18 protein-coding genes are annotated in these 24,903 nt (G+C 58.5%); all 18 read right to left on the reverse strand.

All coding sequences use genetic code 11. The features are described 5' to 3' along the window. Window positions 1-57: 57 nt before the first annotated feature. Window positions 58-1,302 (reverse strand): asparagine synthetase B, encoded by a 1,245-nt coding sequence (locus QGH30_08310; protein MDP7022339.1) that lies wholly within the window; start codon window positions 1,300-1,302, stop codon window positions 58-60. After that, window positions 1,299-3,137, reverse strand: a complete 1,839-nt coding sequence (locus QGH30_08315) for a hypothetical protein (protein ID MDP7022340.1) — start codon at window positions 3,135-3,137, stop codon at window positions 1,299-1,301. Before QGH30_08315 ends, QGH30_08310 begins: the two co-directional genes overlap by 4 nt. Continuing rightward, entirely contained in the window at window positions 3,134-6,439 is a 3,306-nt protein-coding gene (locus QGH30_08320; GenBank protein MDP7022341.1) for a hypothetical protein, read from the reverse strand. Before QGH30_08320 ends, QGH30_08315 begins: the two co-directional genes overlap by 4 nt. A gap of 4 nt (window positions 6,440-6,443) precedes the next feature. Beyond that, window positions 6,444-7,085, reverse strand: coding sequence for a DUF4159 domain-containing protein (locus QGH30_08325; GenBank protein ID MDP7022342.1), 642 nt, complete (start codon window positions 7,083-7,085; stop codon window positions 6,444-6,446). 1 nt (window position 7,086) lies between these two features. Further along, a complete protein-coding gene (locus QGH30_08330; GenBank protein ID MDP7022343.1) occupies window positions 7,087-10,491 on the reverse strand; it encodes an ATP-binding protein in 3,405 nt (1,134 codons plus the stop codon). A gap of 106 nt (window positions 10,492-10,597) precedes the next feature. Continuing rightward, a complete protein-coding gene (secF, locus tag QGH30_08335; GenBank protein MDP7022344.1) occupies window positions 10,598-11,548 on the reverse strand; it encodes a protein translocase subunit SecF in 951 nt (316 codons plus the stop codon). 7 nt (window positions 11,549-11,555) lie between these two features. Continuing rightward, window positions 11,556-13,193 (reverse strand): protein translocase subunit SecD, encoded by a 1,638-nt coding sequence (gene secD / locus QGH30_08340; protein MDP7022345.1) that lies wholly within the window; start codon window positions 13,191-13,193, stop codon window positions 11,556-11,558. 51 nt (window positions 13,194-13,244) lie between these two features. After that, on the reverse strand, window positions 13,245-14,240 hold the full coding sequence (locus QGH30_08345; GenBank protein ID MDP7022346.1) for a hypothetical protein: 996 nt from the start codon (window positions 14,238-14,240) through the stop codon (window positions 13,245-13,247). 100 nt (window positions 14,241-14,340) lie between these two features. Then, on the reverse strand, window positions 14,341-15,522 hold the full coding sequence (locus QGH30_08350; GenBank protein ID MDP7022347.1) for a divergent polysaccharide deacetylase family protein: 1,182 nt from the start codon (window positions 15,520-15,522) through the stop codon (window positions 14,341-14,343). Window positions 15,523-15,647: 125 nt separating this feature from the next. Further along, window positions 15,648-16,289: a hypothetical protein gene (locus tag QGH30_08355; GenBank protein ID MDP7022348.1), complete on the reverse strand. Its 642-nt coding sequence runs from the start codon at window positions 16,287-16,289 to the stop codon at window positions 15,648-15,650. A gap of 70 nt (window positions 16,290-16,359) precedes the next feature. Further along, complete coding sequence (locus tag QGH30_08360) at window positions 16,360-16,926, reverse strand: hypothetical protein (protein MDP7022349.1); 567 nt, start codon at window positions 16,924-16,926, stop codon at window positions 16,360-16,362. A 50-nt stretch (window positions 16,927-16,976) separates the two neighbouring features. Further along, complete coding sequence (locus QGH30_08365) at window positions 16,977-18,950, reverse strand: hypothetical protein (GenBank protein ID MDP7022350.1); 1,974 nt, start codon at window positions 18,948-18,950, stop codon at window positions 16,977-16,979. Further along, window positions 18,938-19,756, reverse strand: coding sequence for a 16S rRNA (adenine(1518)-N(6)/adenine(1519)-N(6))-dimethyltransferase RsmA (gene rsmA / locus QGH30_08370; GenBank protein MDP7022351.1), 819 nt, complete (start codon window positions 19,754-19,756; stop codon window positions 18,938-18,940). Before rsmA ends, QGH30_08365 begins: the two co-directional genes overlap by 13 nt. Then, window positions 19,753-20,511, reverse strand: coding sequence for a TatD family hydrolase (locus QGH30_08375; GenBank protein MDP7022352.1), 759 nt, complete (start codon window positions 20,509-20,511; stop codon window positions 19,753-19,755). Before QGH30_08375 ends, rsmA begins: the two co-directional genes overlap by 4 nt. Then, complete coding sequence (locus QGH30_08380) at window positions 20,504-21,631, reverse strand: hypothetical protein (GenBank protein ID MDP7022353.1); 1,128 nt, start codon at window positions 21,629-21,631, stop codon at window positions 20,504-20,506. Before QGH30_08380 ends, QGH30_08375 begins: the two co-directional genes overlap by 8 nt. A 32-nt stretch (window positions 21,632-21,663) precedes the next feature. Beyond that, on the reverse strand, window positions 21,664-22,899 hold the full coding sequence (locus QGH30_08385; GenBank protein MDP7022354.1) for a dicarboxylate/amino acid:cation symporter: 1,236 nt from the start codon (window positions 22,897-22,899) through the stop codon (window positions 21,664-21,666). Window positions 22,900-22,990: 91 nt separating this feature from the next. Then, a complete protein-coding gene (locus tag QGH30_08390) occupies window positions 22,991-23,863 on the reverse strand; it encodes a nucleotidyl transferase AbiEii/AbiGii toxin family protein (GenBank protein MDP7022355.1) in 873 nt (290 codons plus the stop codon). Next, window positions 23,863-24,498 (reverse strand): hypothetical protein, encoded by a 636-nt coding sequence (locus QGH30_08395; GenBank protein MDP7022356.1) that lies wholly within the window; start codon window positions 24,496-24,498, stop codon window positions 23,863-23,865. Before QGH30_08395 ends, QGH30_08390 begins: the two co-directional genes overlap by 1 nt. Between the last annotated feature and the right edge of the window lie 405 nt (window positions 24,499-24,903).

The following is a 24,903-nucleotide window of genomic DNA, read 5'->3' on the forward strand; positions in this document are numbered from 1 at the left end:
CGTAAGGCCATGGGGTGAAGAGTGATTATAACATAAACACCGACACCGAATCCAGACTCAGGTCTTGCGCTCCTTTTTCTCTGCTGCGGGAAAGAGAACGTTGTTGAGAATCAGGCGGTATCCGGGCGAATGAGGGTGCAGGGACAGCTCGGTGGAAGGATCTCCGACGCGGTGGAAATAGTCCTCCGGGTCATGGCCCCCGAGAAAGGTAAAGGTGCCCTGTCCGCTCTTTCCGTGCAAATAGCGAACCTCTTCGGCTCCCTCCACCTCTCCCATCACTGTCACATGATCTTTCAGGAAGCGTTTGTGATAGCTGGTAGTCTGGCCCATGAAACCGGAAACGACGGAAACATGATTCTGCACAAGCATGCAGGGAACCGGATCGAACTTCGCAGAGAACTCAAAGAGCGTAAACCAGTCACGCCCCTCTCCTCTTTGCGCAGCCTGCCCCGTCGCATCAATGTCGCTGAACTCGTAGACCATGGGCCCGGGAATCAGGTGAAAGTCCTCGAAGCAAAGTGATTTTCCGAAGTCGAGCTTCTCCTGAAAACCGATCCCGGGCGGATTGCCGTCAAAAGGGCTGTCCACGATGTCGATTCCTTCAGAGGCCAGGGATATGTCGAAGCTGTCCGTTGCCGAACACATGGCAAAGAGAAAGCCACCGCGATCCACGAAACCTCGAATCGCCCGGGCCACTGCCTTCTTGTGCTCGCTGACCGAAGGGAAGCCGGCCTCGGCGGCCAGTTTCTCGAAGAGGCGCTGCTGCTTTCGATACCAGACCTCCCTGCGATAGGAGGCGTAGAACTTCCCGTACTGTCCGGTGAAGTCCTCATGGTGCAGGTGCAACCAGTCAAAGTCGCTCAAATCACCACGGAGTACCTCCCCGTCATAGAGCAAAGTGTAGTCGATCTCCGCATACTCCAGAGCCAGCATCACGGCATCATCCCAGGGCTGCTTGGTCGGCGGGGCATAGATGGCCATCTCCGGAGCTTTTTCCAGCAGCACCTTTTCCATGTTGTTTTCTTCAATTGTGGCAAAGATGCCGACCTTCTCCCCCGCTCGCACTTCCTCCAGCTTGACCCCCATGCGGGAAGCCTCTCTTTTTGCGAATGTGGAAGAGGGAAGAAGAAAGGAACCTCCCCGGTAATTCAGAAGCCACCAGGCTTCCCCTTCTTCCTGAAGTACATGAAAGACCAGGCCATAGGCCTTCAGGTGATCAGTCTGTACCAGATCCATGGGGATCAGCAAGTCCGCCGAAAGGGGAAGTGCCCAGAGAAGGGGGATCCACAGCAGTCTCTTCATGACCATTCCTCCAGGGCTTCGGCAAGATCGCGTAGCGAGGGGCGGAAGAGACTCTCGGGATGCTCTTCCAGTAACTGATCCAGAATCCTACTGGCGGTTTCGCCGTCGCCCATGTCCAGACTGATACGGGCGGCGCGCTCAAGGGCGAGCGGGCGGCGCAGGTCTTCGGGAAAGTCGCGGGACAGGCGAAGCCAGGATTCCCGGGCGGCCTCCCCCCGGAGGGCAAGGCTCTGTAGATCCCCGATGCGAAGAAGGAGGGAGGGCAGGGGTTCCTCTTCGGGAAACTCCTCGCAAAAGCTATGGAGCAAGGCCGCCGCTTCGACAGGTTTTGCCTGAAGCTCCAGGCTCAGGCTTCGGAGTCCCAGTTCACCAAGAGCACGGGGCCAGGAATCGATTTCCGCAAGAAAGAGAGCGCGGGAAAGGCAGTCGTTCGCCAAAAGCGAGGAAGGATCCTCCTTGGCCAAAGCGGCCAGGCTGTCGCGAGCAGCAGACGCGGAGTCGAGAATCGCCCCCAGCTCGAAGGAATGAAAGCGGGCAAGCTGGGCAATGTTCGGGCGACTCGAATAGATGCGGGAAAGCCGGTCCCAGTGCTCCCTTGCCTCCTTCAGTTCGCCGAGAGCCATGAGATTCAGCCCTTCCTGCTCCTCGAGCAGGGGAAGTGTCCGGGCATTCCAGGGCCGTTTCTTTCGCAGGCGTTCTTCGGAGAGGCGAGCGTCTGCCTCCTGCACGCGACCCAAGCGCAGGCGAAGAAGTTCCTGTTCCAGAATCACAAGAGAAAGAGCGCCTTCGAGGGGCTGGCTCTCCTCGAGCAGTCCCCGGATTTCTCCGAGAATCCCGTCCATGGATTTCCTGTCTGCCGGGATTCCCTGCAAACGCTGCTGTCGGTCCAGGTTCAGGCGCATGAGCAGAAGCTGCTCCTGAGCCTCCATGGACAGCGAGTGATTCTTCTCTTCCACGAGGGCTTCCCAGAGAGGAGCCGCAGCGTCCCGGTGCTTCAGGCGAAGAGCCTCCCGATGGATCCAGCGGGCACGGCTTCCCCCCTCCGGATAAAACGAGCTTCGGAGAACCTCCCTCACATAGGACTCCCACTCTCCGGATCGAAAGTAGATCTGCCGAAGCGGGGCGGCGAGACTGCCGTCTTTATCAATTTCTGAAAGGCTGTCGGCGGGTGCAAGAAGGTCCCCGGATCTCTCGCTTTGAAGAAGAAGCTCGCTGGCCTTTCGCAGCACGAACTTCCATTGTCCGCCGGAAGTAAAGTGACTTTCCTCTTCCGACAAGAGTGCGAGGATCTCCTCCTCTTTCCCTGAAAGAAGTTCTTCCTCCATCAGGCGAACAAGAAGAAGGCCCCTCCCCGCCTCTTCCCCGATCGGAAGTTCCTGCAAACCGCGTTGTAGCGTGTTCCTGGACTTGTCGTAATGACCGGCCCGCTGCCAGACCTCGGCAATGTCCTGGTAGTCACGATAGTGCTTTCTCGTCTGGTAAAGCCCCTCGAGAAGTCCGGTCGCCTCTTCTTCCCTTCCTGCAGAAAGAAGAAGGCTCGCACGCTCAATGAGGTAGGCCCGGCTCTGGGGAGCCTCTTCTGCGAGAAGCTTCAGAAGGCTGTCGGCTTCCTCGTAGCGAGCCATGTTGCCAAGGCTCTTCGCATACTGAAAGCGAAGACGATCCTGATCCGGGTAAGCTTCCAGAAGCCCCTCAATGATCCCGAGAGCCAGGTCCGGCCTGCCACTTCTTTCGTAAAACTCGGCCTCGCGCAGGGAAGAGGAAATGGCTCTTTCCGGAGGAAGCTCACGAGCCAGCAGAGGCAGGGCGAGGAATAGTAAAACAAGAACCCTCATCGGAGCCGCTTCCTTTCACTCTCCAGAAGACTTCGATAGTAGTCGCGAATGAGCTCCTCGTACTCCGCAGGAGCTTCTTCCCGCAGACCGCGGCGAATGGCATCCCTCAGGGCGGCCATGGGATCGTCCGACTCCCGGTCACCGGGCCAGAGGGGCCGAAGATCCTCAGCGCTTCGGCTCTTTCTCTCTCGCTTGAAATCCCTCCGGTGAAGAGATCGCTGGGCGTCGAGCATGTTATCGAAAATCTTCTCCTGCCTTCGAAGTGTCTCGTCGCTGAGCCGTCCTTCGGCGAGATCCTTCTCCACCTGCTTCATGTCTTCGAGAATCCGGTCGAGGCGGCCCAGAGAGGACTCGCCTCCCTCCATCATCTCTCCCATGCCCTCGCGGATTTTTCCCTGCTCCGCCTTGAGACGCTGCAGGGCGGCCCGCTCGCCGGGGCTCAGTCCTCCGGGACCCATCTGCTCCTTCATCTGCCCGCTTTCCCGGTTCAGCTGTTCCTGTTTCTGGAGCATGGACTTCATCTGCCCGAGACTCCCCGGGGATGAGCAGGAACCCCCGCCCTGTCCTTCCATTTGCATTCCGTGAAGCAGTTCGATGGAAATCCGGTTGGCCGCATCGAGAGAGACATGAGTGGACTTCAGGGCCTGCATGGCCTTGCCGGCCTCCAGACCGGAGACACTTTCCTTGAGACCCTCCAGAAGGCGACGACCCAGGCGGTTGGCCAGAGGGGCCAGAGTCAGGGACTTCCGGGAAAGCTCCTGCATCGCCTCCTGAAAACGCTCGGCACTTCGAAGCAGGTTCATCTGCTGCCGGGAAGATTCTCTTTGCTGATCCTGCCCGGCGCGGAGCAGGCTTTGAACTTCCTGACTCCGGTTTTCAATGCGAAGAGACAGCTCCAGGCTCGCCGCCGTCAGTTTTTCAAAACCTTCCAGAGTCTCCGCATCCATCTTCCCCTGAATCATCGACTGTGCCCGGGCGATTCTCCAGTAGAGCTTCAGGAGTTGCTTTTCGGCCTCCTTTTGTGAACTGTCGGGCTGGCCGCCGGGGTTTTCCATCTCCTGGGCCGCATCTCGCATTGGCTCCGAGGGCGAAGGAGAATCCTCCTGCATCTTCTCGGAAGCATCCGGGAACTCCTCGCTCATTTCTGAAGCGGTTTCCCCGACATCCTCCATCAGTTCCTCGGTCTTCTCGGCCAGCCCTTCCTGTTCCCCGGCCAGTTCCCCGGACATCTTCTCATCTTCTGCGTCGGCGGTCTCCTTGCGAAGAGCCGACTGCTCTTCCATCAACTCATCGGTCCGCTGCAGGAGTTCGTTCATCTTCTGTTCCCGCATGACCTGTTCCAGAAACTCGCGGGTTCTTTCCAACTGTTCGAGAAGAGCCTCTTCATCAAGCCGGAGTTCCTGAAGCTCGTCGGCCAGTTCGCCGGGGTTCATTTCATCGAGCATCTCCTGGAAGCGCTTCAGGATTTCTCCGGCCTCGCTTCCCTCCAGTTCCTCCAGAAGCTCCTGGATCTGCTCCAGCTTGCGGTTCATGTCTTCGGAGAGAAGCTGGTTCTCCTGAAACTCCTCAAGACCCTCCTGCATCTGGCGGGACAGTTCCCCCAATTGTTCGGAGAGTTCCTTCTGTTTTTCGAAGGCCTTCTCCAGTTCTTCCTCGACTTCCCAGTCAAGCTCCGGATCCGCCCGGAACTCCTCTTCCAGACGCTTCAGATCCTCGGAGAGCTCGCGGCTCTCTTCGATCATGTCATCGAGAAAGTCATCTCGCTCGGCCCCCCGCTCCTCGAGACCCTCATAGACTTCGCGAAGAGAGGGAAGGCGAAGGCGATGCGCGGCACTACGACCACGACCTGCGGGAGCCGGGCGGTTGTCCCGCGCTTCAATCCAGTACTCCAGAATGTCTCCGGGAAGGAGATTGCGGCCTTCGAGTTTCCAGTCGAAGACCTCCGCGCGACGCGCAAGCGGCTTACCCTCCAGAGGGATCTTCATGGATACCGTGTCGGGGCGACCGAGAATCCGGGAGAAAAGTTCGAGAGAGTCCAGGCCGTAGTCGTCGATGGCCAGGACTTCCACCTGCACGCGCAGGTTCTGCTTCAGGGAGGACTCACTTGCCGGCGACATAATCCGGACCTCAGGATCCCTGTCCTCAAGGGCGAGAATCTCCACCGTACGCTGCCCCCGCTTCCAGCAATCATGAAGGTCGCAAAGGGAAAAATGAATCTTCAGGCTCTCCTCCAGATTCAACTTCGCCGAGAGCTGCCGATCTTCGATGTCAAGAGAGAGAGAATCTTCATTGAAATGGAGCCAGGCTTCTGAAAGTGAGGAAGAGGCTCCTCCCCGCAATTCCAGTTCGCTTCCCTGCGGCAGGGGAAGCTGCCCGAGAAGAAGATCGTGTTCTTCTTCGGGCAGACCGGTGTAGGCGGGCGGGCGACTCCGGATCTTCAGACTGTCGAGCAGGGGCGGGTAGTAGACTTCCACGGAAAAGAGCTCGCTCCGGCTGCGTCCCCTGCGGAAGCGATAGCGAAAGGAACGCTTTAGATCGCGAAGTTCATGGCTCCATCGGCCATCCTCTTCCCGCAGGGGAAGCTCGCGGAAAAGGTCTCCCGTTTCGTCAATTTCCAGTTTCACTCGACCTGGAAAACGCCAGGGAAGTCCCTCCTCCCGGGCCTCGAGCATAAGAGCTTCCCCGGCCAGAATCTCCTGGTCACCGGGGCAGACCAGCAGGAAGGCGCTTTCCTCGTAGTGCGAGATTTGGGTGGGATGAAGAAGGAAGTCCCAAGGGGCTATGCCTGCGGGCGTGGGAAGGAGGATCAGGACAATCGCTCCGAGAATAAAGGGCAGGCTCAGAAGCCAGGCCCGACGCAGGGACGAGGACTTCGCCTCCGGAAGGCCTGCACCCAGTTCCTCCAGGGAGCGGCGAAGAACCTCCGAAAGCAGTTCCGGCGAATAGCCCTTGCCGGCCATCTGGCCCAAAGACAACTCCCGGGCCGTTTCGAGCATCTGCCCGCTTCGCCCCTCTTCCTCATAGCGGCGAAGAAGGCGGCGGGGATCCGGAAAGTCCCGGACACTGCGAAGGAGAACTATCAACACCGGAAGAATCAGGGCCAGAATGAAAAGAAGCGAGAAGACTTGCCCTCCCTCCGGGTTCTCCGGCGGGAAGAAACGCAGAAAGAGAAGAAAGAGAATCGCCAGGCCGGCCTGAACCCGCTTCATCGGAGGCAGAAACTCCCGGATGCGACGCCAGCGGGCGCGACGAAGCTCCCGGCGAAGGAGGACAAGGACTTGCTTTCTTCCTTCCTGCTTCAATGCGTCAATCCCGGGTCAGGGCGTAGTAGAGAATGTTGATGGCCATCTTCATTGCCGCCTCGCGTTTTTCAGGGGAATCCCGGTGGACGGATGGATCCTCCAGCCCGTCCCCGATGTCCGCCTCCCGGGTATAGAAAATCACCAGACGACCGTCGAGAAAGAGCCCCCATCCCTGCGGGGGTTTTCCGTCGTGCTCATGAATCTTCGGGACACCGGGAAGATCATAGAAGGAATGATAGATGGCGTGGTCTGCGGGAACAAGGCGCAGACGCTCTTCGGGAAAGAGAGATTCGACGGCACGGCGAAAGCTCTCGTCGAGACCGTAGTTGTCATCAGCGTAAAGGAAACCGCCCCCGGCAAACCAGTCCCGAAGAGCCGCCTCCTCTTCTGCCTGAAAACGAATCTGTCCATGCCCGGTCAGGTAAAGAAAGGGGGTTCTCGCCAAGCCCGGATCGAGAGGGCGAAGAACGCGTTCCTTTTCTGCACAGGGTAGACCCGTGCGTTTTTCGAACTCGGCCAGCCAGTTGGGAAGGCTGCTCGGGTCGGAATACCAGTCCCCGCCTCCCCCGTAGTGAAGGCGGGCAATCGTAATTTCACCGGCCAGGGCGGGAAGGGCGAAACAAAGGAGCAGGAGAAAGCGAAGCATCCTAGTCCTCCGCCGGAGGAAGGTGCAGTCGGGTGAGCACCCCGCCACCCTCCTGATTGATCAGCTCCAGACCACCCTTCATTTCTTCCAGCAGTTGAGCGCAGATGGCAAGACCGAGACCCGTACCGGAGGTCTTCGTCGAAAAATAGGGTTCGAAAAGCCGCTCTCTCGCCTCTTCGGAGATCCCCGTCCCGAAGTCGCGAAGCAGCCAGACAGCCCTCTCCTCCTCCTGCTGCCAGGACACCTCCAGTAGGCCTCCACCTTCCATGGCTTCCCGGGCATTCTCGATCAGGTTGAGAAGCACCTTCCTCAGGGCTTCCGCATCAGCCATGACCCAAAGAGGGCCACTCGAATGCAACTGCACTTCCAGTTCGCCCTGATAGGGAAGGAGAATCTCCTCTGCCATGGAAGCAAGATCGACTTTCTGAATCTCCAGCGCACGACTTCTTCCGAAGCTGGAAAACTCCCGGGCAATCCTGCCCAGAATCTCCACCTGACTTCTCACGGTTCGCACCGTGTCCTCGAAGACGGAGGGGAAGCGGTCGCTCTTGTCCTTCCAGGCCCGCTCGGCGTGTTGAACGGACAACTGGATCGGAGTCAGTGGATTCTTGATCTCGTGAGCAACCTGCCGGGCCATCTCGCTCCAGGCCTCCAACTGTTTCTTTCGAACCAGTTCCTCCTGGGCTTCTTCCAACTGGCCGCTCATCAGATTGAAGGAATCCACCAGTTCGCCGATTTCATCGTTGCCGCTTGCGGGAAGCTTCTCGCTGAAGTCACCTTCTGCAATACGCCGGGTTCCGATCTGCAGACTGCGGATCGGGCCATAGACCCGTTCGGCAAGAAAACTACCGAGACCGAGAGCCAGAAGAACCAGAAGGGAGGAAAGGGCAAAGACACGGGACAGACCCTGCTGAAACACCGCACTCCGCTCGCTCACTCCGGGATAGTCAAGACTGGAAAGAACGGCCAGCGCACGAGCCCCGGGGTCGTGAAGAGCAATCCAGCTCTGCCCGTAACGCTCCTCGCCCGATACTCCCGTCCCCAGGAGCTCTTTTCTGCCCGAAATGAAAATCTCCCGATACTGTTCCGCTGCGAGATAGTCAGAGCAAAGTCGAAGGGCTCCGGGGCTGGCCTGCACCCTTTGCCCGTCCAGGTAGAGAGCCAGTTCCCCTTCAATCTCCCGGACTATTCTGGCAAGAAGATCCGACTGAAGCTGCTTGCGGTAGTAAACGGTGCAGGGAACTTTTCTTCCGTCGTGATCGAGCACGGTCCAGGGCAAAAGGTAGGCGGCAAAGAGCCGGGGGCGGTCCTGCCGGTCCCGCAGAAGTTCAAAACTCATCTTGCTTCGGGGAGTGGAGCGAAGGAAGGAATCCGCCTGGGCGGAAGTCCAGCCACGGAAGGTCTCGTCCAGTTTCAGTTGCCCCCCGCCATCGAAAATCATCAGTTCGTGCATTTCGGGAATCTTCGCATGCGCCTCATCGCTCAGGGTCGCCGGCAGAAGGAAGTCACGAACATACTCACCGGCCGCCAGAAGCGTGGCCTCCTGCCGAACCTCCTCTTCCAGAATCCGAAGTGCCGAATGTGCCCGCTCCAGGCTGCTTCGCTGCGAGGCGCGGTCCATTTGCCGAAGAACCTGCTCTGCGCCGAGAAAGGCGATCAGAGCCGTGGGCAAAAGAGCCACCAGAAGGAAACCCGCCAGCAGGCGATGGCGAAAGCCCGGGCCCCGGGGCATGAAGAGCGGGGGAAGGGTAGTCCTCAGAAAAGGCAGTCTCGTAAGACCCAGATCCAGCAGCAGAAGCAGAACCAGCGCCGTGAGGGAAAAGGAAAACTGGGCAAGAAGGCCCATCAGGCGAGCGGAAAAAGAGGGGCTTCCATCGGCGAGCGTGGAGATTCGGGACAGGGGAGGCAGTTCGCCCCAGGGAAGCGCCCCGCCTTTCTCCAGAAATGGAAGATACTGGAGCTGGACGATTTCCCGCCCGCCGAAGGCGAGCAAACCCGCTGTCAGGGCCAGAAGGAGAAGTGGAAAGAGCTTTCCGCTGCGACGCATCTGTCCCTCCTGAGTTCTTTGCGAGGCAAGAAGCATCAGGAGCGTTGCGGGAAAGAGGGTCCAGGAAGGCCCTGCAAGAGGCAGAAGCAGGGCCGCAAACAGGGCGGGGATGCGAAGACGGCGCAGATCCGGCACGCGGTTCCAGGCCATTCGCGAGAAGAAAAGAAAAAGGCCCAGAATCGTCAAAAGAAGCAGAAAGAGAGAGAGGTCCAGCAGAAAGGCAGGGCCCCCGGGGAGAGGATCCAGAAAGAGCCACTGCGGAGCCGCCGCCTGAAACAGTCCCCGGGAAAGGAAGTGCGCCAGAAGGGAAGCGAGAAAAGGCAGAAGAATCGCAGGAAGAAAGTAGTTTGAGGAGGGCGGACGAGTCTCTCCCTCCTCCGAATCGGCAAGGAGGCTGGGACGCAGCAGAACAAGCAGACCGAAAAGCAGGAACAGAGCCGTGAGAAAGAGTTCCCCGGGGCTCGACAGAAGGCCTCCCCAGGCGGGAATCGAAAACCAGGGAGAATGATCCCCGGGAATCCCGGAAGCATGGAGCAGTAGACGGAGAACCAGCAACGAAGGGAGCAGCCAGATCAGGCGATGCCACAGGGTGCTTTGCCCCCCCCGTCTTCTCTTCCACCATCTCTGAAGCAGCAGGGCCAGGACTGCCAGAACTCCCGCAAGGCTCGCGCCGGGCAGGCGGCGACTCTCTTTGGACTCTCCCGGTGACTGCTGGTCAAAGCGCAGATGGAAAAAGGGCGTTTCCCCCAGAAAGACCGTTCGCCCCTGATTCTTCTCCGAAGCCGCTTCGCTCCATTGCAGGCTCCAGGGCCCGGATTCCGGCAGAGGCAGTTCTCCCCTCTCCTGGGCAAAGAGGCGAAGGCTCCAGTTCGGACCGCTGGGCGCCCAGATCCCCCCGGACCCGGAATGCAGGGGAAACTGGATCTCGCAGGAAAGGCTCTCCCGTCCGAAAACAGGAAAGAGGATCCGAAGAAAGGCAGTCTCGCTGTCATCCTGAACCAGAATCCGGTTTCGATTCACAAGGGAGGAAGAACGATAGCTACTCGCACGGGGATTGCCCGCCCAGGCGAGAACGCGGCCTTCCTTACGAATCAAAAGACCGCAGTGGCCGCCGGACAGGACGCCCCGCTCAGGGAGAGAAGCCTCCAAAAGCTCAAAGAGAGCCTCCGCATCCTCTTCATCGTGAAGGGAACTTTGACGAATTGCCGACGCAAGCTGTTGGGCCTCTTCCATGGCCAGAGAGAGCCGCTCTTCTGCGTGTTCCTGCCAGGAAAGGGAGGGTTTCTCTGAAGCAGAAAGAGGCATTGCCGCCAGAATGCCGACAAGTAACAGAGCCCGGGCTAGAAAACGGTGCCTCATCGTCCTCCGCTAGTAGAATTCTGAACACGGGAACTATACACCAGTGCGGACGGAGAGTCACAAAAAAGGGGGGCCGAAGCCCCCCTGATTGCAATGTGCCAATTTGCTAGCCTTTTGCGGCCAGCTTCTTCTGTCTCCTTCTCTGCGAAGCCGCCTGCCATTCCACCAGCACGGGACTCGCGATAAAGAGCGAGGAATAGGTACCCACAAGAACACCCACGGTAAGGGCGAAGGCAAAGTCGTGGATCACGGGACCTCCGAAGAAGAAGAGAATCAGCACCACGATCAGCGTCGTGAGACTGGTGATCACCGTACGGCTGAGGGTCTGGTTCACACTGGTGTTGACGACCTCCGCGTAGGCCTCACTCCTGCTACGACCTCGCAGGTTCTCCCGGATCCGGTCAAAGACTACGATCGTATCGTTGAGCGAGTAACCGACAATGGTCAGCAGGGCGCCAAGAATGGTCAGGTTCAGTTCCTTGTCCAGGAGACTGAAAATGCCCAGTGTGATCAGCACATCATGCACCAGAGCCGTGATGGCTGCGATCGAGAACTTGAACTCGAAGCGCCAGGTGATGTAGGCGATGATACCGAGAAGCGAGTAGATGATGGCCCAGAAGGCATCATTCCTCAACTCGGCGCCGATCTTCGGCCCTACCTTTTCCTGGCTGATTTCCTGAACCGGGTTGCCCGGAAAGGCATTTCTCATGGTCTCGGCCAGACGCAACTGGACGATGTCGCCACCGGCGTTATCTTCGGGCAGATCCGCCACCTGGGAATCGAGCACCACGAGAACTTCGTTGCTGGAGCCAAAGTCCGAGACCTGTCCCCCCTCCAGGCCGTTTTCAATCAGGGCCTGTCGAATGGTGGAAAGCTCTACATCCTTTTCAAACTCCACAATGAACTTGTATCCGCCCCGAAAGTCGATTCCCATCTTCAGGCCACCATGCAAAACCATGCTGGCGATTCCTGTAAGAATGAGAAGGGTGGAAATCAGCATCATCATCCGCCTGCGGGGGATAATCCTGAAATTGGCATTGGTCAGTATCTGAAACATGTCCCCCCTAGATACTCAGGTTCTTGACCTGGCGCTTTGCGGTAAAGAGATCGAAGACGCTCCTGCTCACCAGCAGGGCCGTGTACATGCTCGCGATGATTCCCAGCGAGAGAGTTACCGCAAATCCCCGAATCGGCCCGGTGCCGAAAATGTACAGCACGAGAGCCGTGATCAGGGTGGTCAGGTTTGCATCAAGAATGGTCGAGAAAGCGTGCTCGTATCCGGACTGGATGGCCCGGCGAACCTTGCTCCCCTCCCTGCGAAGCTCTTCCCGGATTCTCTCGTAGATCAGAACATTGGCGTCCACCGCCATTCCGACCGTGAGAATCAGACCCGCTATCCCCGGGAGCGTCAGGGTTGCGTGTTTCGAAGCCATGATGGCCATGACAATCAGAAGATTCAGGATCAGGGCGCCCGTGGCAATCAGGCCACTTCCCCGGTAGTAGATCAGCATGAAGACAATCACGCTGATGAAACCCCAGAGTCCCGCCCTGAATCCCTTTTCAATGGAGTCTCGACCCAGGCTCGGCCCCACGGTGCGTTCCTCCACCACCTTCATGGAGGCGGGGAGAGCACCGGCACGAAGAACAATGGCCAGATCGTTTGCCTCTTCCGCACTGAAGCCGCCGGTGATCGTGCCGCGACCCTGTCCAATCCGCCCCTGAATCACCGGGGCAGAAAAGACCTGGTTGTCCAGCACGATGGCCAGTTGACGACCGACATTTCGCTCGGTCACCCGTGCGAACTGATTTGCACCGACGCGATCCAGATTGAAAGCCACCTGGAACTGTCCGGGGCGATCATTGTCCGGCTCATAGGAGGCGGTCGTCAGGTTCTTGCCGCTCAGATCCACCCGGGAACTGCAGTAGTAGAGCAGGCGGGCGCTGCGTGCGCCCCCGGCGTAACTGACATCTTCCGCACTCCAGATGAACTGGTAGCTGCGGGGTAGAGCGGCCAGCACCGCGGGATCCTCGAGGTAACGCTTCAGGCGGGGAATGTCATCGCTGTCCACCAGGACGGCCCCGTTCTGGAAGCTCTTGAGAAAGGCGGTAAAAGGATGCTCTTTCTCGGCATCCGCGGTCGCCACATCCTCTCCGAGAAAGGAGACGGCTTCCTCTTCCACGACACCCTCCACCTCCCTTTCTTCGGGAGTCAGGCGACTGAGAAGGATGTCGTCAATCTTCTGAAGCCCGGAAACCAGTTCGCCTTGCTGGCCCACCAGTTTCAGTTCCAGAATTGCAGTCTTGTTGATCAGGCGAGTTGCGCGCTCCACATCGGGAAGCCCGGGCAACTGGATGACGATGCGATTGTCGCCTTCCTGCTGGATACTGGGTTCGGAGACCCCGTACTGATCCACTCGGTTGCGGATCACCTTGAGAGCCTGATCAACGATGTTCTGCTGCTCGGCCGTGTCGATGCCCTCGAGGTCCACCTCGAGAACCAGGTAGGTTCCGCCCTGGAGGTCGAGACCCAGGCGGATCGACTTGTCGAGAAGTTCATTGTAACGGGCGGGGTCGTTGACCTTCAGGTCATCGATCGCCTCGTCGCTCATCCGCAGAAGCGTAATGGTGGGCCAGAGCAGCCAGACGCTGATCGCCAGCACCACGAATACGCTCGCGAATTTGAGTTTCTGGTTTCGGTTCATGAATTCCTCCGGAGCCTTCGGCTCCTGTTCTGATTCGGTCGCGGGGTCCACCTAGCGGGTCGCGCACCATCGTTTCAGATCTTCGAAAACTTCTTCGTGACTGCGGGGCATGTCTCCCCGCCTCCAGATCGTGGATCGGGCCACCGCCCAGGTGGAGTGGAGCCCCAGGGGCAAAGTCCACCGGGTCTCTCCTGCCGGGTTGCCGGGACCCTGTGAGGAAAGCGTGGGGTCCTTGTTCGCAAAAATCAGGATTCTGGAACCCTTGCGGAAGGTAGGGCGGGAAAGCGTGGCAATCGTCCAGCGATTGACATTGTTGGCCAGTTGCAGCGTGATCAGGCCTTTTCCGGGGTCTCCCTTGAAAACCCGGTCGGGACTCAACTGGACAAAAAGATGGTCAGAATTGGGGCCATCGCCCTGCCTGCTGTCTCCCACGATCCCGATCATGACGAGATCCGCCCGGCTTGCCTGGTCTTCCATGGAGATCCGGCGCTTAACCCGCTGTACCTGCTCGACGAGTTTGGAAAGGGGAAGTTGCTGAAGTTCCGGGGCCTCGGCCGTGGGCATATTCTTGAAGAAGCGCGTCGCAATTCCCTCTTCGCTGACCGGATAGAGATGCATTTCCGTGGGGATTACCAGCCCGCTGTCAGTGGTCGTATCGCGACGGAGAAGGAAGAGACAGCGATCGCCCTCTTTCAGGTTTTCCAGAAACTCCCCCACGGGGAAATATCGGACAAAGCAGGTCTTGGCCTTTTCCAGGGACGGTCGGTCGGCACGAACCATCCGCTCGATGCGGATGTCCGCAACCCACTTCATCTCCTTGTCCGTGCCCTCCAGTTCCCGGATCTGAGTAACTCGTCCCAGGAGGATGGCCTGCGCATGGGCCATGCGGTATTCATGCCCCGCGGTCGTGTAGTTGACCAGTTCGTAGGGAAAGACCTGATCAGGGTCACCTTCGCTGCGAAAGGGCGCCCCCACTCCGTCCAGTTGGGCAGAGGCCGAAAGGACAAAGAGCGAGAGCAGGAGAAACAGAGTTCGGATGATCTTCATTCCAGAGAATCCCATTCGTAAAGGAAGGCCCTCGCGGGCCTCAATAATGAAACAGGAATATAGCAGACAGCCTCGTGAGATTCAACGGCCCGGCCTGAACTCAAGGCTCAAGTTCCTTCTTTTTCGCAAGTTCCGAGATTGTGACAAAGCGGAAGTCATAGTCCTGAAGGCGGGGAATCATTCTTTCGAGCACCGCCAGGGTCTCCTTGCGGGGGTGGCCGATTCCCACAGCCCGACCGCGCTCCCGGGCCAAACTCGTGAGAATCATCAGGTTTTCTGCAATTCCGCTTTCCGTTTCCCCTTTCCCGTCGAGAAAAAGGTCGCACTTCAGGCTCCGCGCCCCCCGCTCCCGGGCCATGTCGAAAAGCTTGCTCTGGGGATGGGTCCAGGAATCGAGCACCAGAAGATCCTTCTCCTTCACCCAGTCCAGAAAATCCGCCATCAGCCCGGAATCCTGACAGGCACGGCTTCCCATGTGATTGTTCAGGCCGCTGACAAAACGGAAGGACTCGTAGTGGCTGTCAAGAAGCGAGTGCAGGGAGTCCCGGCTGATCCCCGTGAAAACCGCTCCGGGACCCGGATTATCTTCCGGCCACCCGAGGGGCTCCATGGGAAGGTGCAGGAAGATGTCGCGTCCCCGCTTCCTGGCCTCTCTTTCCACTCTCTCGCTTCGCCTTAATCCGGGAAGAATGCTCGTGGTCAGGGGAATATCCAGGTCCAGAAAACCCCGAACCGTCGGGCCATAGTTGTAGCCAAAGTCGTCAATCACGATGGCGAGAACCGGCTCCTGCTCCTGAAGAGCCGGATCGCCGGAGGGTGGATCCATGCGAAGGCGCAGGAAGAGATGGTCGCTGCCGGGCACGAAGAGCCGGTAGTGAAGGGTGGGGCGACCGGTCCGACCCTCCTCCCGGCATTCCAGAATCTCCAGACCCTCTTCCTGCAGGATTCGGCTCAACCAGCGATTGGCTGTGATCGGGTGCAGGTGGTCGGGACAGGGAAAGCGGAATATGGTCTCACCATCTGAAGCCAGGCCGCTGCGGATGTGCTTTTCGTTCACCCCGATTTCCCGAATCCCGCGAGCCAGGATGCCGACGGCCCAGGCGGGGCTTGCGGGACGGATCGCATCCGGCTCCTGCTGTCTATCCCACTCCGCCCGAAAGAGGGAGACAAGAAGGGCGGCAACCATGGCCAGAAACAGGAGAGAAGAAACCGTCAGGATACGCCCCTGGGCTTTCCTTGTCTTCTTTCCCTTCTTCTTCCGCTTCTTTCTCTTTCCGGGCAAGAATCCCACCTTTCGTCCTGAAACTCTCTACCCTCTTCTGTCTCTCCCTTCAAGGAGACTTTCCGGCAGGCACAAAAAAACCCCCCGGCCGAAGCCGGAGGGATCATCATCAGCTCTGGAAGAACCTAGTTGTTGATGTCACGCCACTTCCAGAGACGGTACTCCGTGCTGCCATCCGTGCTGACGGGGATGACATAGAGCTCGATCACATCGTTGATCAGGAAACCGTTGTATCCACCCTGATTCTCACCTTCGAGGGTGATCGTCATGTCGGTGCGATAGCGACGAGCCATCGTTCCGTCGGGGTAGGCATCGCCCTCGACCTGATAAGGATCGGAAGGAGCGTTCCAGGTTCCGAAGGGGGTCAGCTCAAGAGAAATACTCTCGACACCGGGGGTGCTGCCGTCGGCCGAGGGGTTTCCACTGAAAAGACCGGAAATGTGAGCCACTTCCTCGTCATAGCCCCAGGAATCGGGAAGCTCTTCGCCATTGGGATCCATGGCGTCAGGAAGCAGGTAAAAGACAAAGGAATTGTATTCCGTGCCTGGGTACAGGATGTTGTCGCGGTACTCGCTGATAACCATGTACTCCCAGGCGGTGACAAAGTTGTCAACCAGACCATCGGGGGTGGCATAGGATCCGAATTCCACGGTGGGGGGGGTGTTGTCGTCGTTCTTCTCGGGCGGGCTGAATAAGCAGCCGCTGGTGGCCAGAAGGGCAACCGCCAGGATGAGAAGCGTCGTAAGACGGGCTCGCTTGGTGGTCATGCTTCCATCTCTCCTCATAGGTTCCCGCAAAAGCGGGCGGTTCAATCGTCCAGATTCTTTGTTCGCTGCCCTAGTTGTCCAGAGTCACCCGAAGCTGACCCCAGTCAGGAAGGTCGGACGCGGTGCTGTTGCTTTCATCCCAAGTTTCCAGCACCCATTGACCATCCACAAGGCGGAGTGTCATCTCCGCACTGCCACTGTACTCGGTAGGCTCGCTTCCGCTGTAGGAGACAAAGAGCTGATAATCCTCCAAGGTGATCTGGGCTTCATCAGGCCCTTCGGTCATATCTTCCGAAGGATCGAAGTTCCATTCCACCCTGAGCGAATCTACCAAAGTGTACAGTTTTGCCAGGGCGTCCAGTTCCCGGGAATTCCTGTAATCTTCAAAGGAAAACCCCGCTTGGGCAGCGTCTTCCTCGGCCCGCCAACTGGGTAAGAACTGAAATTCTTCACCCAGACTGTTCTCGTAGTTCGTGCTGGTGAGCGACTCAAGAGCCGACTCCATATTTGCCAGCACATTCTGCGGATCAATCGGCAGGATCCAGGGAGCCGAATCCTCACTAGGAGTTTCCGGTTCCCGGGGCTGGAACAAGCACCCATTAGCCAGAACCGTACCGAACAGGAAAGAAAGAGCCATTCCTGCCCTAAAAAAGAAACCTGTACATTGAACTCGAAACACGTATCTCCTTAGAAATTATACTCGATAGACAGGGATGGAATCCAGAGACTCCGTTGATTTTTCCTCACAAATCGACCGAATTTCGCCTTGTGGACCAGCTCAAGGCGGACCTTCCCCCCCCCTCCAAAGTCACGATTATAGAGGATACCAAGGTCTAAATTGCCGTAGGGGGTCAATTCCTGACTAGCGTCGGCATACTCGTAGCTGACCTCCCGCCCCAGTTCCTCCTTGCAGCTTAACTTTAAGGAAGGAAAGAGGATATAGCTGAACCCAAAGCGAAATAGCTCTCGTTTTTTCCGCTCAGAGCGGAAGAAGGTCTCCGGATGCCCCGGAACATCGGGATCCGGCAAAAAACTCCCCAACTGCCTCAATTTGAACTCGTGGGCGAGATTCAGGGTAATGGCGCCAAAAAGAGGGATCGTGGCAGTACTCAGAAGCGTTGACTCGCGATTCAGGGAGTTCAGGTTCTGGGTGAAGACAAAATCTTCCTTGCTTGCCTTTACCTCCAGCATCTGCTTCAGCCGGTAGTGCCGGAAAAAGGTGTACTCCAGATTGGATCGCCAGGCGAGAGTCGTCCGGTCCTTGTTCGAGATGGACTTGATCGCCCGGATCATGATGTCGCGCTGGTGCTGATAGGTGAGCGTGTTGTCCGCCTTGAGCCAGGAAATCGGGCGACCGGAAACCGTAAACGTATAACGGTTCTTGAACTGGTCGCGATCGAGAGGATTCTTGATGGAGTTCTTGTAGAAATCCTGGTTCAGGAAGAAATAGGCCTCCGCGCTCAGTTTGAAGCCCGGGTTGAGGGTCTGGGAAAGCAGAAAGCGCACTTCCCGCTTCATCGTGGTCCTGTCGGAGATAAAACTCCGATCCTCGCTGTGGTCCTCCTTGTAGACCATGTCGAGAGTCTGTCCGGGCAGAACACGAAGCAGGGCAGAGAGCTTCAGCCCGTCAGCGCGATTGTCCTTGTCCTTGTCCGTGGTGTTGGTCACCCGTTTCATTGAACTGCGGGTGGACAGGGCCAGACTCAGGTTCAGGAACTTCCCGGGCTTCAGGTCGAAGTCCAGCCGCCCCCCCCAACTGTCCTGGTAGGTTTCCTCCTTGATCGGAATACTCTCGGGAAGGACCACATTGAAAATGTCCCGCTGGAAGTCCAGTCGCTGACTCATCTCCCCGAGCATGCCGCCACTGATGCTGAGTTTCAGCTTGGGGCCGGGAGCGTAGTTGACTTTCAACTGGATCGAGTCGTTCCGGCTCTGCACCCGGTCCTGAAGATCCAGCAGGGTTCCGGTTCCATTGACCACTCCCCCGGTCACGCCACTGACGATTTTCAGTTTCTCCAGAGGTTTGAGATCCATGCGCAGGGCCAGGTTGCTGTTGCCATTGAAGGTCGTTCGGTTCATGCCCTGGTTGTTGCGGTTCTCGTTCGTGGAGGCTCCCGAACTCAGGCTCGTGTTCATGCCCAGCCAGTCGGCGAACTGCAGGCCGCCACTGGACGAAGCGGTCAGGGTGGACAGGTCCCACTCGTCGAGCCGGTAATTGCTTTCCCCGGGATTCTGCTCCTGCAGGTTGCGCTTGCGACTGGCACTGAAGGAAACGGGAATGCGGCCGAGAATGCGCTTGGAGCTGCTGACGGTGAACCCGCGCTTGGTCGAAGTCCGGTTCGTGGTTCGTGACAGCTCCCGGTCAAAGTGAAGGCGGCTCGAAAGGATCCAGGAGGAAGGAAATCCCATCGAAAGGGCCAGAGAGTTTTTCAGGCCCATGCGGGTGTCCGTCGAGCGGGTCTCGGACTTGAAGACCGGGTGTACGCCGGGAGAGGGGGGAATCTCGAAGGCATCGGCCAGAGAGTCCGCAGCCGCCAGGGAATCGGGAATCTCCGCTCCTCCCGCAGAGTCCTCTCCCCCGCGGGCAGAGCCGGGCCAAAGCCCGGCAAGGAGCGCAAGGCTGAGGAGCAATCCGGGAACGGTTCTTCTTATGATGCGCATTCGGGGAGTTTTTCTGTCAAAAGAGCCAGTTCTTCCACTTCCATGGTTTCGGGACGGCGGCGAAAATCCAGCCCCGTCCTCTTTGTTAGCTCTTCGAGACCCGCATCATCGAGTCCGTAGTGCTTTTTCAGCGGGCTTCGCATCTGCTTTCGCCTTTCCGAGAAGAGGGCCTTGACCAGGGCCTTGTACGAGTCCCAGAGGGAATCATCTACCCGGGAGGTCTCGAGGGGCCGAAAGCAGAGCACCCGGCTGTGAACCTTCGGGGAAGGATAGAAAGCAGCGGGGGAGGCATCCACTACTTTTCTCACCGAAAGTCGAGCCTGCATAAGAGCGGGAAGGATGCCGTAGTCCCGCCCGCCGGGAGAGGCCATGACGCGGTGAGCGACCTCTCTTTGCATCATGAGAACCGCCCGGTCCAGAACCCCGGCTCCGTTGGCACAGTGGAAGAGTGCCGTGGAAGTGAGCTGATAGGGCAGATTTCCGAGAAGCTTGATGCTGGAAACTCCGTATTCGCAAGCCACGCTGAGGGGATCCAGCACTTCCAGACCTTCCTCCCGGAACTCGACATTCCTAAAATCCTCATCGCCACGAAGTTCCCGGAGCCGGGCACGATCTACCTCCACGCCCACGATGCGCGCCGGGCTGGAGGCAAGCGGACGGGTCAATGCACCGGTGCCGCATCCGTACTCCAGCACGAAATCGCCCTCGGAGGCCTCCAGTGCTTCGAGGATCCTTTCAATGACCCGGCGATCATGAAGGAAGTTCTGCCCGAGACGCTTGAGCGGAGGAATGCGTCCCTCTTTCATGCCATCCCCAGAAAGGCCGCATAAGAGGCCTCATTGATCTCGTCCATTCTCTCTTCACTGACTCCGTAAATTTCCGCCAGTTTCTCACGCACATGAATCAGATGAGACGGTTCATTGCGCTTTCCCCGAAGCGGCTGCGGAGAAAGCCAGGGGCAGTCGGTTTCAGGCAGGATGCGCTCGGGGGAAAGTTCCCGGAGAATCTCCGGAAGACGGCTCTTGGGATAGGTCAGGATGCCCCCGATGCCGAGATAGAAACCACGATCCAGGCAGTCGCGAGCGAAGTCGGCCTCGTGGCTGAAGGCATGAAGGACGGCCCGGCGAGGCGGGCCGATCTCATCGACTATGCGAAGGAAGTCGGACTCGGCCGCCCGGACATGAAAGATCACCGGCATGTCGAGCTCGTGGGCCAGCTTCAGTTGGTCCCGAAAGCAGGCGTCCTGCAGATCCCGGGGAGAGTAGTCGCGGAAGTAGTCGAGTCCCATCTCCCCGAGAGCCACGCAGTTCTCGTCTTCGATCATGTTCCGAAGTTCTTCGAGAATCGCGGGAGACCATCGGGATGCCTCGTGGGGGTGAAAGCCGAGAGCCACCTTGAGGAAGTCGTGTTCGCGGGCCAGTGCAAGCGCCTTCCTGCCGCCCGCTTCATCAATGCCCACTTCCAGGACCTGTCGCACTCCCGCAGCTTTCAGGCGCGCCACGACCTCTTCGCGGTCTGCGTCGAACTCCTCGCGATGAAGGTGGGCGTGGCTGTCAAGCATGGAGGCTGCTCCGGATACTGCGAAGACGGAAAAACAGGGCCAGAAAGGTCAGGTTCGCATTGGCATAGCGGAGAATCTGGTCGCGGGCTTTTTCCACGCTCTGGATTCTATCGGCCAGCGCCCCGGCATCGAGATTTTCGTAGCGGGGCAGCCTGTCCTCCTGATCCACATGAACGCGCAGGCTGCTCTCGCCACCACGCAGGCCGAGAAGATCACGATACCAGTCGATGGCCAGAGACAGGAAGTCCGCACGGCTCTGTGTCAGGTTGCCCTGCCCCGCTTTTGTACGGGTAAAATCCTGAACGGCATCCATCATTTCGACCTCAGTGCCGAACTCGCAGCAGTCCAGAAACCGGAACCATTCCTTTCGGCGTTCCAGAAGCGGGTTCCCGTCCTCGCTCTCGGACGCTTGCAGCTTGGCGGCTTCCTCCAGATCGCCAGCGCTGAGGGAGGCAAAGAAGCGGGCACGCTCTTCGGCAAGCCCCCGCTCCCGGAGAATCCCTTCCACGGTTTCCTTTTCCAGGGCTTCGAAGGGCAGGCGCTGGCAACGACTGAGAATGGTGGGTCGCAGGGCTTCCGGGCGATAGGAAATCAGAATGATCAGGCTTCCCGGCGGAGGCTCCTCGAGAGTCTTGAGCAGGGCATCCTGGGCGGCTGCGTCCAGAGTGTCTGCTCCCCGGATAATCAGGGCACGACCCTCGCCTTCAAAAGGCTGACTGCTCAGTTCCTTCCTCACGGCCCGCACCGCCTTGATCGAAATGTGCGGCTTGCCCGAAAACGCGGGCTGAAGGAGAGGGTCTTTCTGTTTGCGACCCTGATACTCGCGGATAAGGCCCAGAAGTTCTTCCTCGTTCATGGCGCCGAAGCTCTTGCCCGTAGGTGCGACCATGGGCTGCACAAAAAGAAGGTCGGGATGGGCGAAACGGAGAACCCGCTGAAACTGATCGTCGTCGCGGGCCATGCTCCCGGAGATCCGGCAGGCGGCCAGTTCCAGGGCGGCCAGCTCCTGCCCGCTTCCGGGGCTGCCTTCAAAGAGATAGCTCCCCGCGAGGCTCCCGTTTTGCAGAGCCAGCTCCAGCAGCGCTTTCAGGCGCGGATTTCCAGGGAAATTCAGTTGCATGGCCGGAAGATAGCAGAAGCCGGCATTCTTGGCTATGCGCTCTTGCCCTTTCTTCCCATGAGAGCTTCCACAACAGCGGCCCCCACGGCATCGCCCCAGACATTGATGCTCGTGCGACAGCGGTCGAGGAACCAGTCCACGGCGAGGATCATGCCGATGCCCTCTGCGGGAAGTCCCACGGAGTGAAGGACCATGACCATGGTCACCAGACCGGCCTGCGGAATCCCGGCGGCGCCGATGGCTGCTAGAGTGGCGGTCATCACCAGGGTGATCTGGGCGGGCAATGTCAGAACGATGCCATAACTCTGCGCAATGAAGACCGCGGCAATGGCCTCATAGAGAGCCGTTCCGTCCATGTTGACCGTGGCCCCGAGAGGCAGGACAAAGCCCCCCACCCGTCGATCCACGCCGGCCTTTTTTTCCAGGGTTTCAAGGGTCACCGGTAGCGTGGCACTGCTGCTGGCCGTAGAAAAGGCGAGGACCAGCGGCTCGGCCACCTGTTTCAGAAAGACAAGAGGATTGCGGCGGGCGATGAAAAAGAGAATGGCCGGCAGGGTTACAACACCATGCAGCATAAGACCCAGAAGCACCGTCAGGGAGTAGAGGCCGAGGGACTGAAGCACGGGAAGAAAGCCCGACCATCCTCCGGCGCGCCCCATCTGGCTTGCGACCAGAGCAAAGACGCCCAGAGGCGCGGTGGCTACCACCAAATGCGTCATCTTCATGCTCACATGAAAAAGACCCTCAAAGAAATCCTGCACCACTTTTCCGCGACCCTCAATCAGGGTCAACGCGCTTCCCAGAAAGAGCGAGAAGAAGATCAGGGGCAGAACCTGCACCCGGGTGAAAATCACGCCAAAGAAGTTGTTCGGGATGATGCCGCGAATTACATCGAGAAAGGAATACTCGGCCACTTCCCGGGCCAGGGCCGCATCGGTCGGCATTCCCACTCCGGGGCGGATCAGGTTGACCAGAATCAGTCCCAGGATGACTGCGAGAACGGTGGTCGAAAGATAGTAGGCAAGGGTGCTGGCTCCGATTCTACCCAAGTTCCGCACATTGCCCAGCCCGGAAACCGCCACGATCATGCTTGAGGCGATCAGCGGAATGATGAGCATCTTCAGCGCAGAGAGAAAGAGATCCCCGACCAGGGTGATCAGGGCGAACTCCCGGGCGGCCAGCGAGCCGAAGACGGCACCGAGGATCATTCCCAGAAACAGGTATAAAATGAAACGCCCGCTGCTTTTAGAGCCTGAGGAATCCTTCATGCTGTCTCCCTTGTCCGAGGTCGGCTGATGATAGTGGGAAAGGCAGGTTTTGGCATCAGAAAAGAGGGCTTCCTCGGGTCGGGATCTGCATTCAAACCCCGCTGATTGTCACCCGCCGGGAAATATCATGAAAGAAGTCTTGCGACCAGAGCGCAAGGGCATCCTGATTCCTCAGAAAGCGCCGCACTTCATTACGAGCCTGATCGACATCAAGGTCCCTGATCACCTTTTCCAGAGCTTCAAAAAGGTCTTCGGGCATCAGTGCTTTGCTCCCCTCCCAATCGCCAGTCTGGCGCATGCGCTGCTCAAGATGCGAGAGGTTCACCGGCGTCCCCCGGCCCACAAACCAGACGAAGTCATACCAGTCGCGCCCCTTGACCCGGCTTTTCCAGCGGCGAAAAAGAAGGGCGTGCAACTTCCCCGCGAAGAGGTCGGGCGGGCTGCACACGCGAACCGCAAAGGGAATCGGTTGAAGCAGGGTTTGCATCTCGCTGGAAAAGGAGGGGGGAGGATCGGTGTCAATCTCAAGCTTGACCTTCAGCTTTTGACCGGAGTGAACCAGGCTGGCCAGTTCCCGGGGAATCCCGATCTCCAAAAGTTGATGCCGAGTGTTTCCCTTCAGGAAGGCCGACTGAATCGCCGTGTCTACCGCCTTTTTGCGAGTTGTGACCTCAAGCTCGAAACCAAAGCCCTGGAGTTCCCGGGAAAGGCTGTCGGTAAAGCGAGCAAGCTGAAAGTCTGGGTCCTGCTTGAGGAGAGTGAAATCAAGATCCTCGGAAAAACGGTCCAGGCCATGGAAGATCCGCAGCGCCGTGCCGCCATAGAAAGCGGCATGCTCGAAGAACCTGGCTCGCCATAGCCCCAGCAGGGCAAGCTCCTGGGTAAGCTCCCGTAGCGCATTGACCCCTTCATCGACCGTCCCCAGTGGGTAACGGCTGAGCATCTGCTTGATGGCTTCGTGCATTATTCTGCCTTTCGATGGGCCGCCAGGACCTCTTTCGCCAAGAAGCGAGCAAGACGGGACTTCGCGCGGATTGCGATTTCATTGATCAGCTTTGCATCCAGTCTTCCCAGATCCTCGAAGTCGATTCGCAGATCATCGCTCAAGTACTCTCGCAACTCTGCCCGGGAGCGCAGGCCAAGACCCCGCCCCTCATGAAGCTTGTCGATCAGGGCCTTTTCGGGCGTCGCCAAGAGATAGGCTCGACCATCGGGCAGCCTGGATCGCAGGATGCCTCCCTGATACCTCGACAGGGATAATCGGTGATATGAAAATCGCCCCAAAGGGGTATCGAAGGCGCGGGAACGACCCAGACAGACCGAGGTAAGCTCCTCGACCCGCTCCGAAATCAGACCATGGAGTTGAAGCGCATAGTCCAGGGAAAGATAGGAAGGGCCGTAGAGAAGGTTCGCCAGAATCTCCCGCGAGACCGGGCCCCGGCGATAGTCACGGCCAAAGACATAGATCCCCTTCTTGACCCTCGTGACAATTCCGCTTTTCAGAAGAGCGCTGATCTTCGCCCTTGGCTGTCGATACTCCCCCAGACAATCGAGGAGTTGCTGGTAATCGAACTCTTCGTGCGGAATCCGCTTTCGCAACTCTGCGCTGTCCACAAGTCAGACCTCGGGGTACGGGAACAATCGGGAAAGCCCTGTTTTAGTATAGTATATACACCGCTTCTGCACATACTATGCCAACTGTGTGAAAAATGCAAGCACTTCTTGATCTTGAAGATCAGGGCAGCGCCCTTGGTGGTGCGTGGGCATAGAGTGGCCGGGGATCGCTGGAATCAGGGGGTGAGAAGTGAGGTGCCGTTTTTTGCTCCGGCTTCGCCGGCGCGGAGGGAGATCCCCGCCGCTTCGTGATTTCTTGCCCCCTCCAGATTCCTCTCTCGCGCGGGGGGCTTGGCTGGCGCCTCTCGCCCTACCCGCGCAAGAGAGGACAAAGGGTCCAAGGGTCCAAGGACCAAGAGCCTAAAAGGCCGACCTCATAAAGCGGAAGCC

The organism is Candidatus Krumholzibacteriia bacterium (assembly GCA_030748535.1).
In the GTDB taxonomy this organism is placed as follows: Bacteria; Krumholzibacteriota; Krumholzibacteriia; order JACNKJ01; family JACNKJ01; genus JASMLU01.

What these genes read in the sequence shown, in the direction of transcription:
- QGH30_08310 (MDP7022339.1), bottom strand. Translation starts at nt 1,302, where the DNA reads ATGAAGAGACTGCTGTGGATCCCCCTTCTCTGGGCACTTCCCCTTTCG.
- QGH30_08315 (MDP7022340.1), bottom strand. Translation starts at nt 3,137, where the DNA reads ATGAGGGTTCTTGTTTTACTATTCCTCGCCCTGCCTCTGCTGGCTCGT.
- QGH30_08325 (MDP7022342.1), bottom strand. Translation starts at nt 7,085, where the DNA reads ATGCTTCGCTTTCTCCTGCTCCTTTGTTTCGCCCTTCCCGCCCTGGCC.
- QGH30_08330 (MDP7022343.1), bottom strand. Translation starts at nt 10,491, where the DNA reads ATGAGGCACCGTTTTCTAGCCCGGGCTCTGTTACTTGTCGGCATTCTG.
- secF (MDP7022344.1), bottom strand. Translation starts at nt 11,548, where the DNA reads ATGTTTCAGATACTGACCAATGCCAATTTCAGGATTATCCCCCGCAGG.
- secD (MDP7022345.1), bottom strand. Translation starts at nt 13,193, where the DNA reads ATGAACCGAAACCAGAAACTCAAATTCGCGAGCGTATTCGTGGTGCTG.
- QGH30_08345 (MDP7022346.1), bottom strand. Translation starts at nt 14,240, where the DNA reads ATGAAGATCATCCGAACTCTGTTTCTCCTGCTCTCGCTCTTTGTCCTT.
- QGH30_08355 (MDP7022348.1), bottom strand. Translation starts at nt 16,289, where the DNA reads ATGACCACCAAGCGAGCCCGTCTTACGACGCTTCTCATCCTGGCGGTT.
- QGH30_08360 (MDP7022349.1), bottom strand. Translation starts at nt 16,926, where the DNA reads ATGGCTCTTTCTTTCCTGTTCGGTACGGTTCTGGCTAATGGGTGCTTG.
- QGH30_08365 (MDP7022350.1), bottom strand. Translation starts at nt 18,950, where the DNA reads ATGCGCATCATAAGAAGAACCGTTCCCGGATTGCTCCTCAGCCTTGCG.
- rsmA (MDP7022351.1), bottom strand. Translation starts at nt 19,756, where the DNA reads ATGAAAGAGGGACGCATTCCTCCGCTCAAGCGTCTCGGGCAGAACTTC.
- QGH30_08375 (MDP7022352.1), bottom strand. Translation starts at nt 20,511, where the DNA reads ATGCTTGACAGCCACGCCCACCTTCATCGCGAGGAGTTCGACGCAGAC.
- QGH30_08380 (MDP7022353.1), bottom strand. Translation starts at nt 21,631, where the DNA reads ATGCAACTGAATTTCCCTGGAAATCCGCGCCTGAAAGCGCTGCTGGAG.
- QGH30_08385 (MDP7022354.1), bottom strand. Translation starts at nt 22,899, where the DNA reads ATGAAGGATTCCTCAGGCTCTAAAAGCAGCGGGCGTTTCATTTTATAC.
- QGH30_08390 (MDP7022355.1), bottom strand. Translation starts at nt 23,863, where the DNA reads ATGCACGAAGCCATCAAGCAGATGCTCAGCCGTTACCCACTGGGGACG.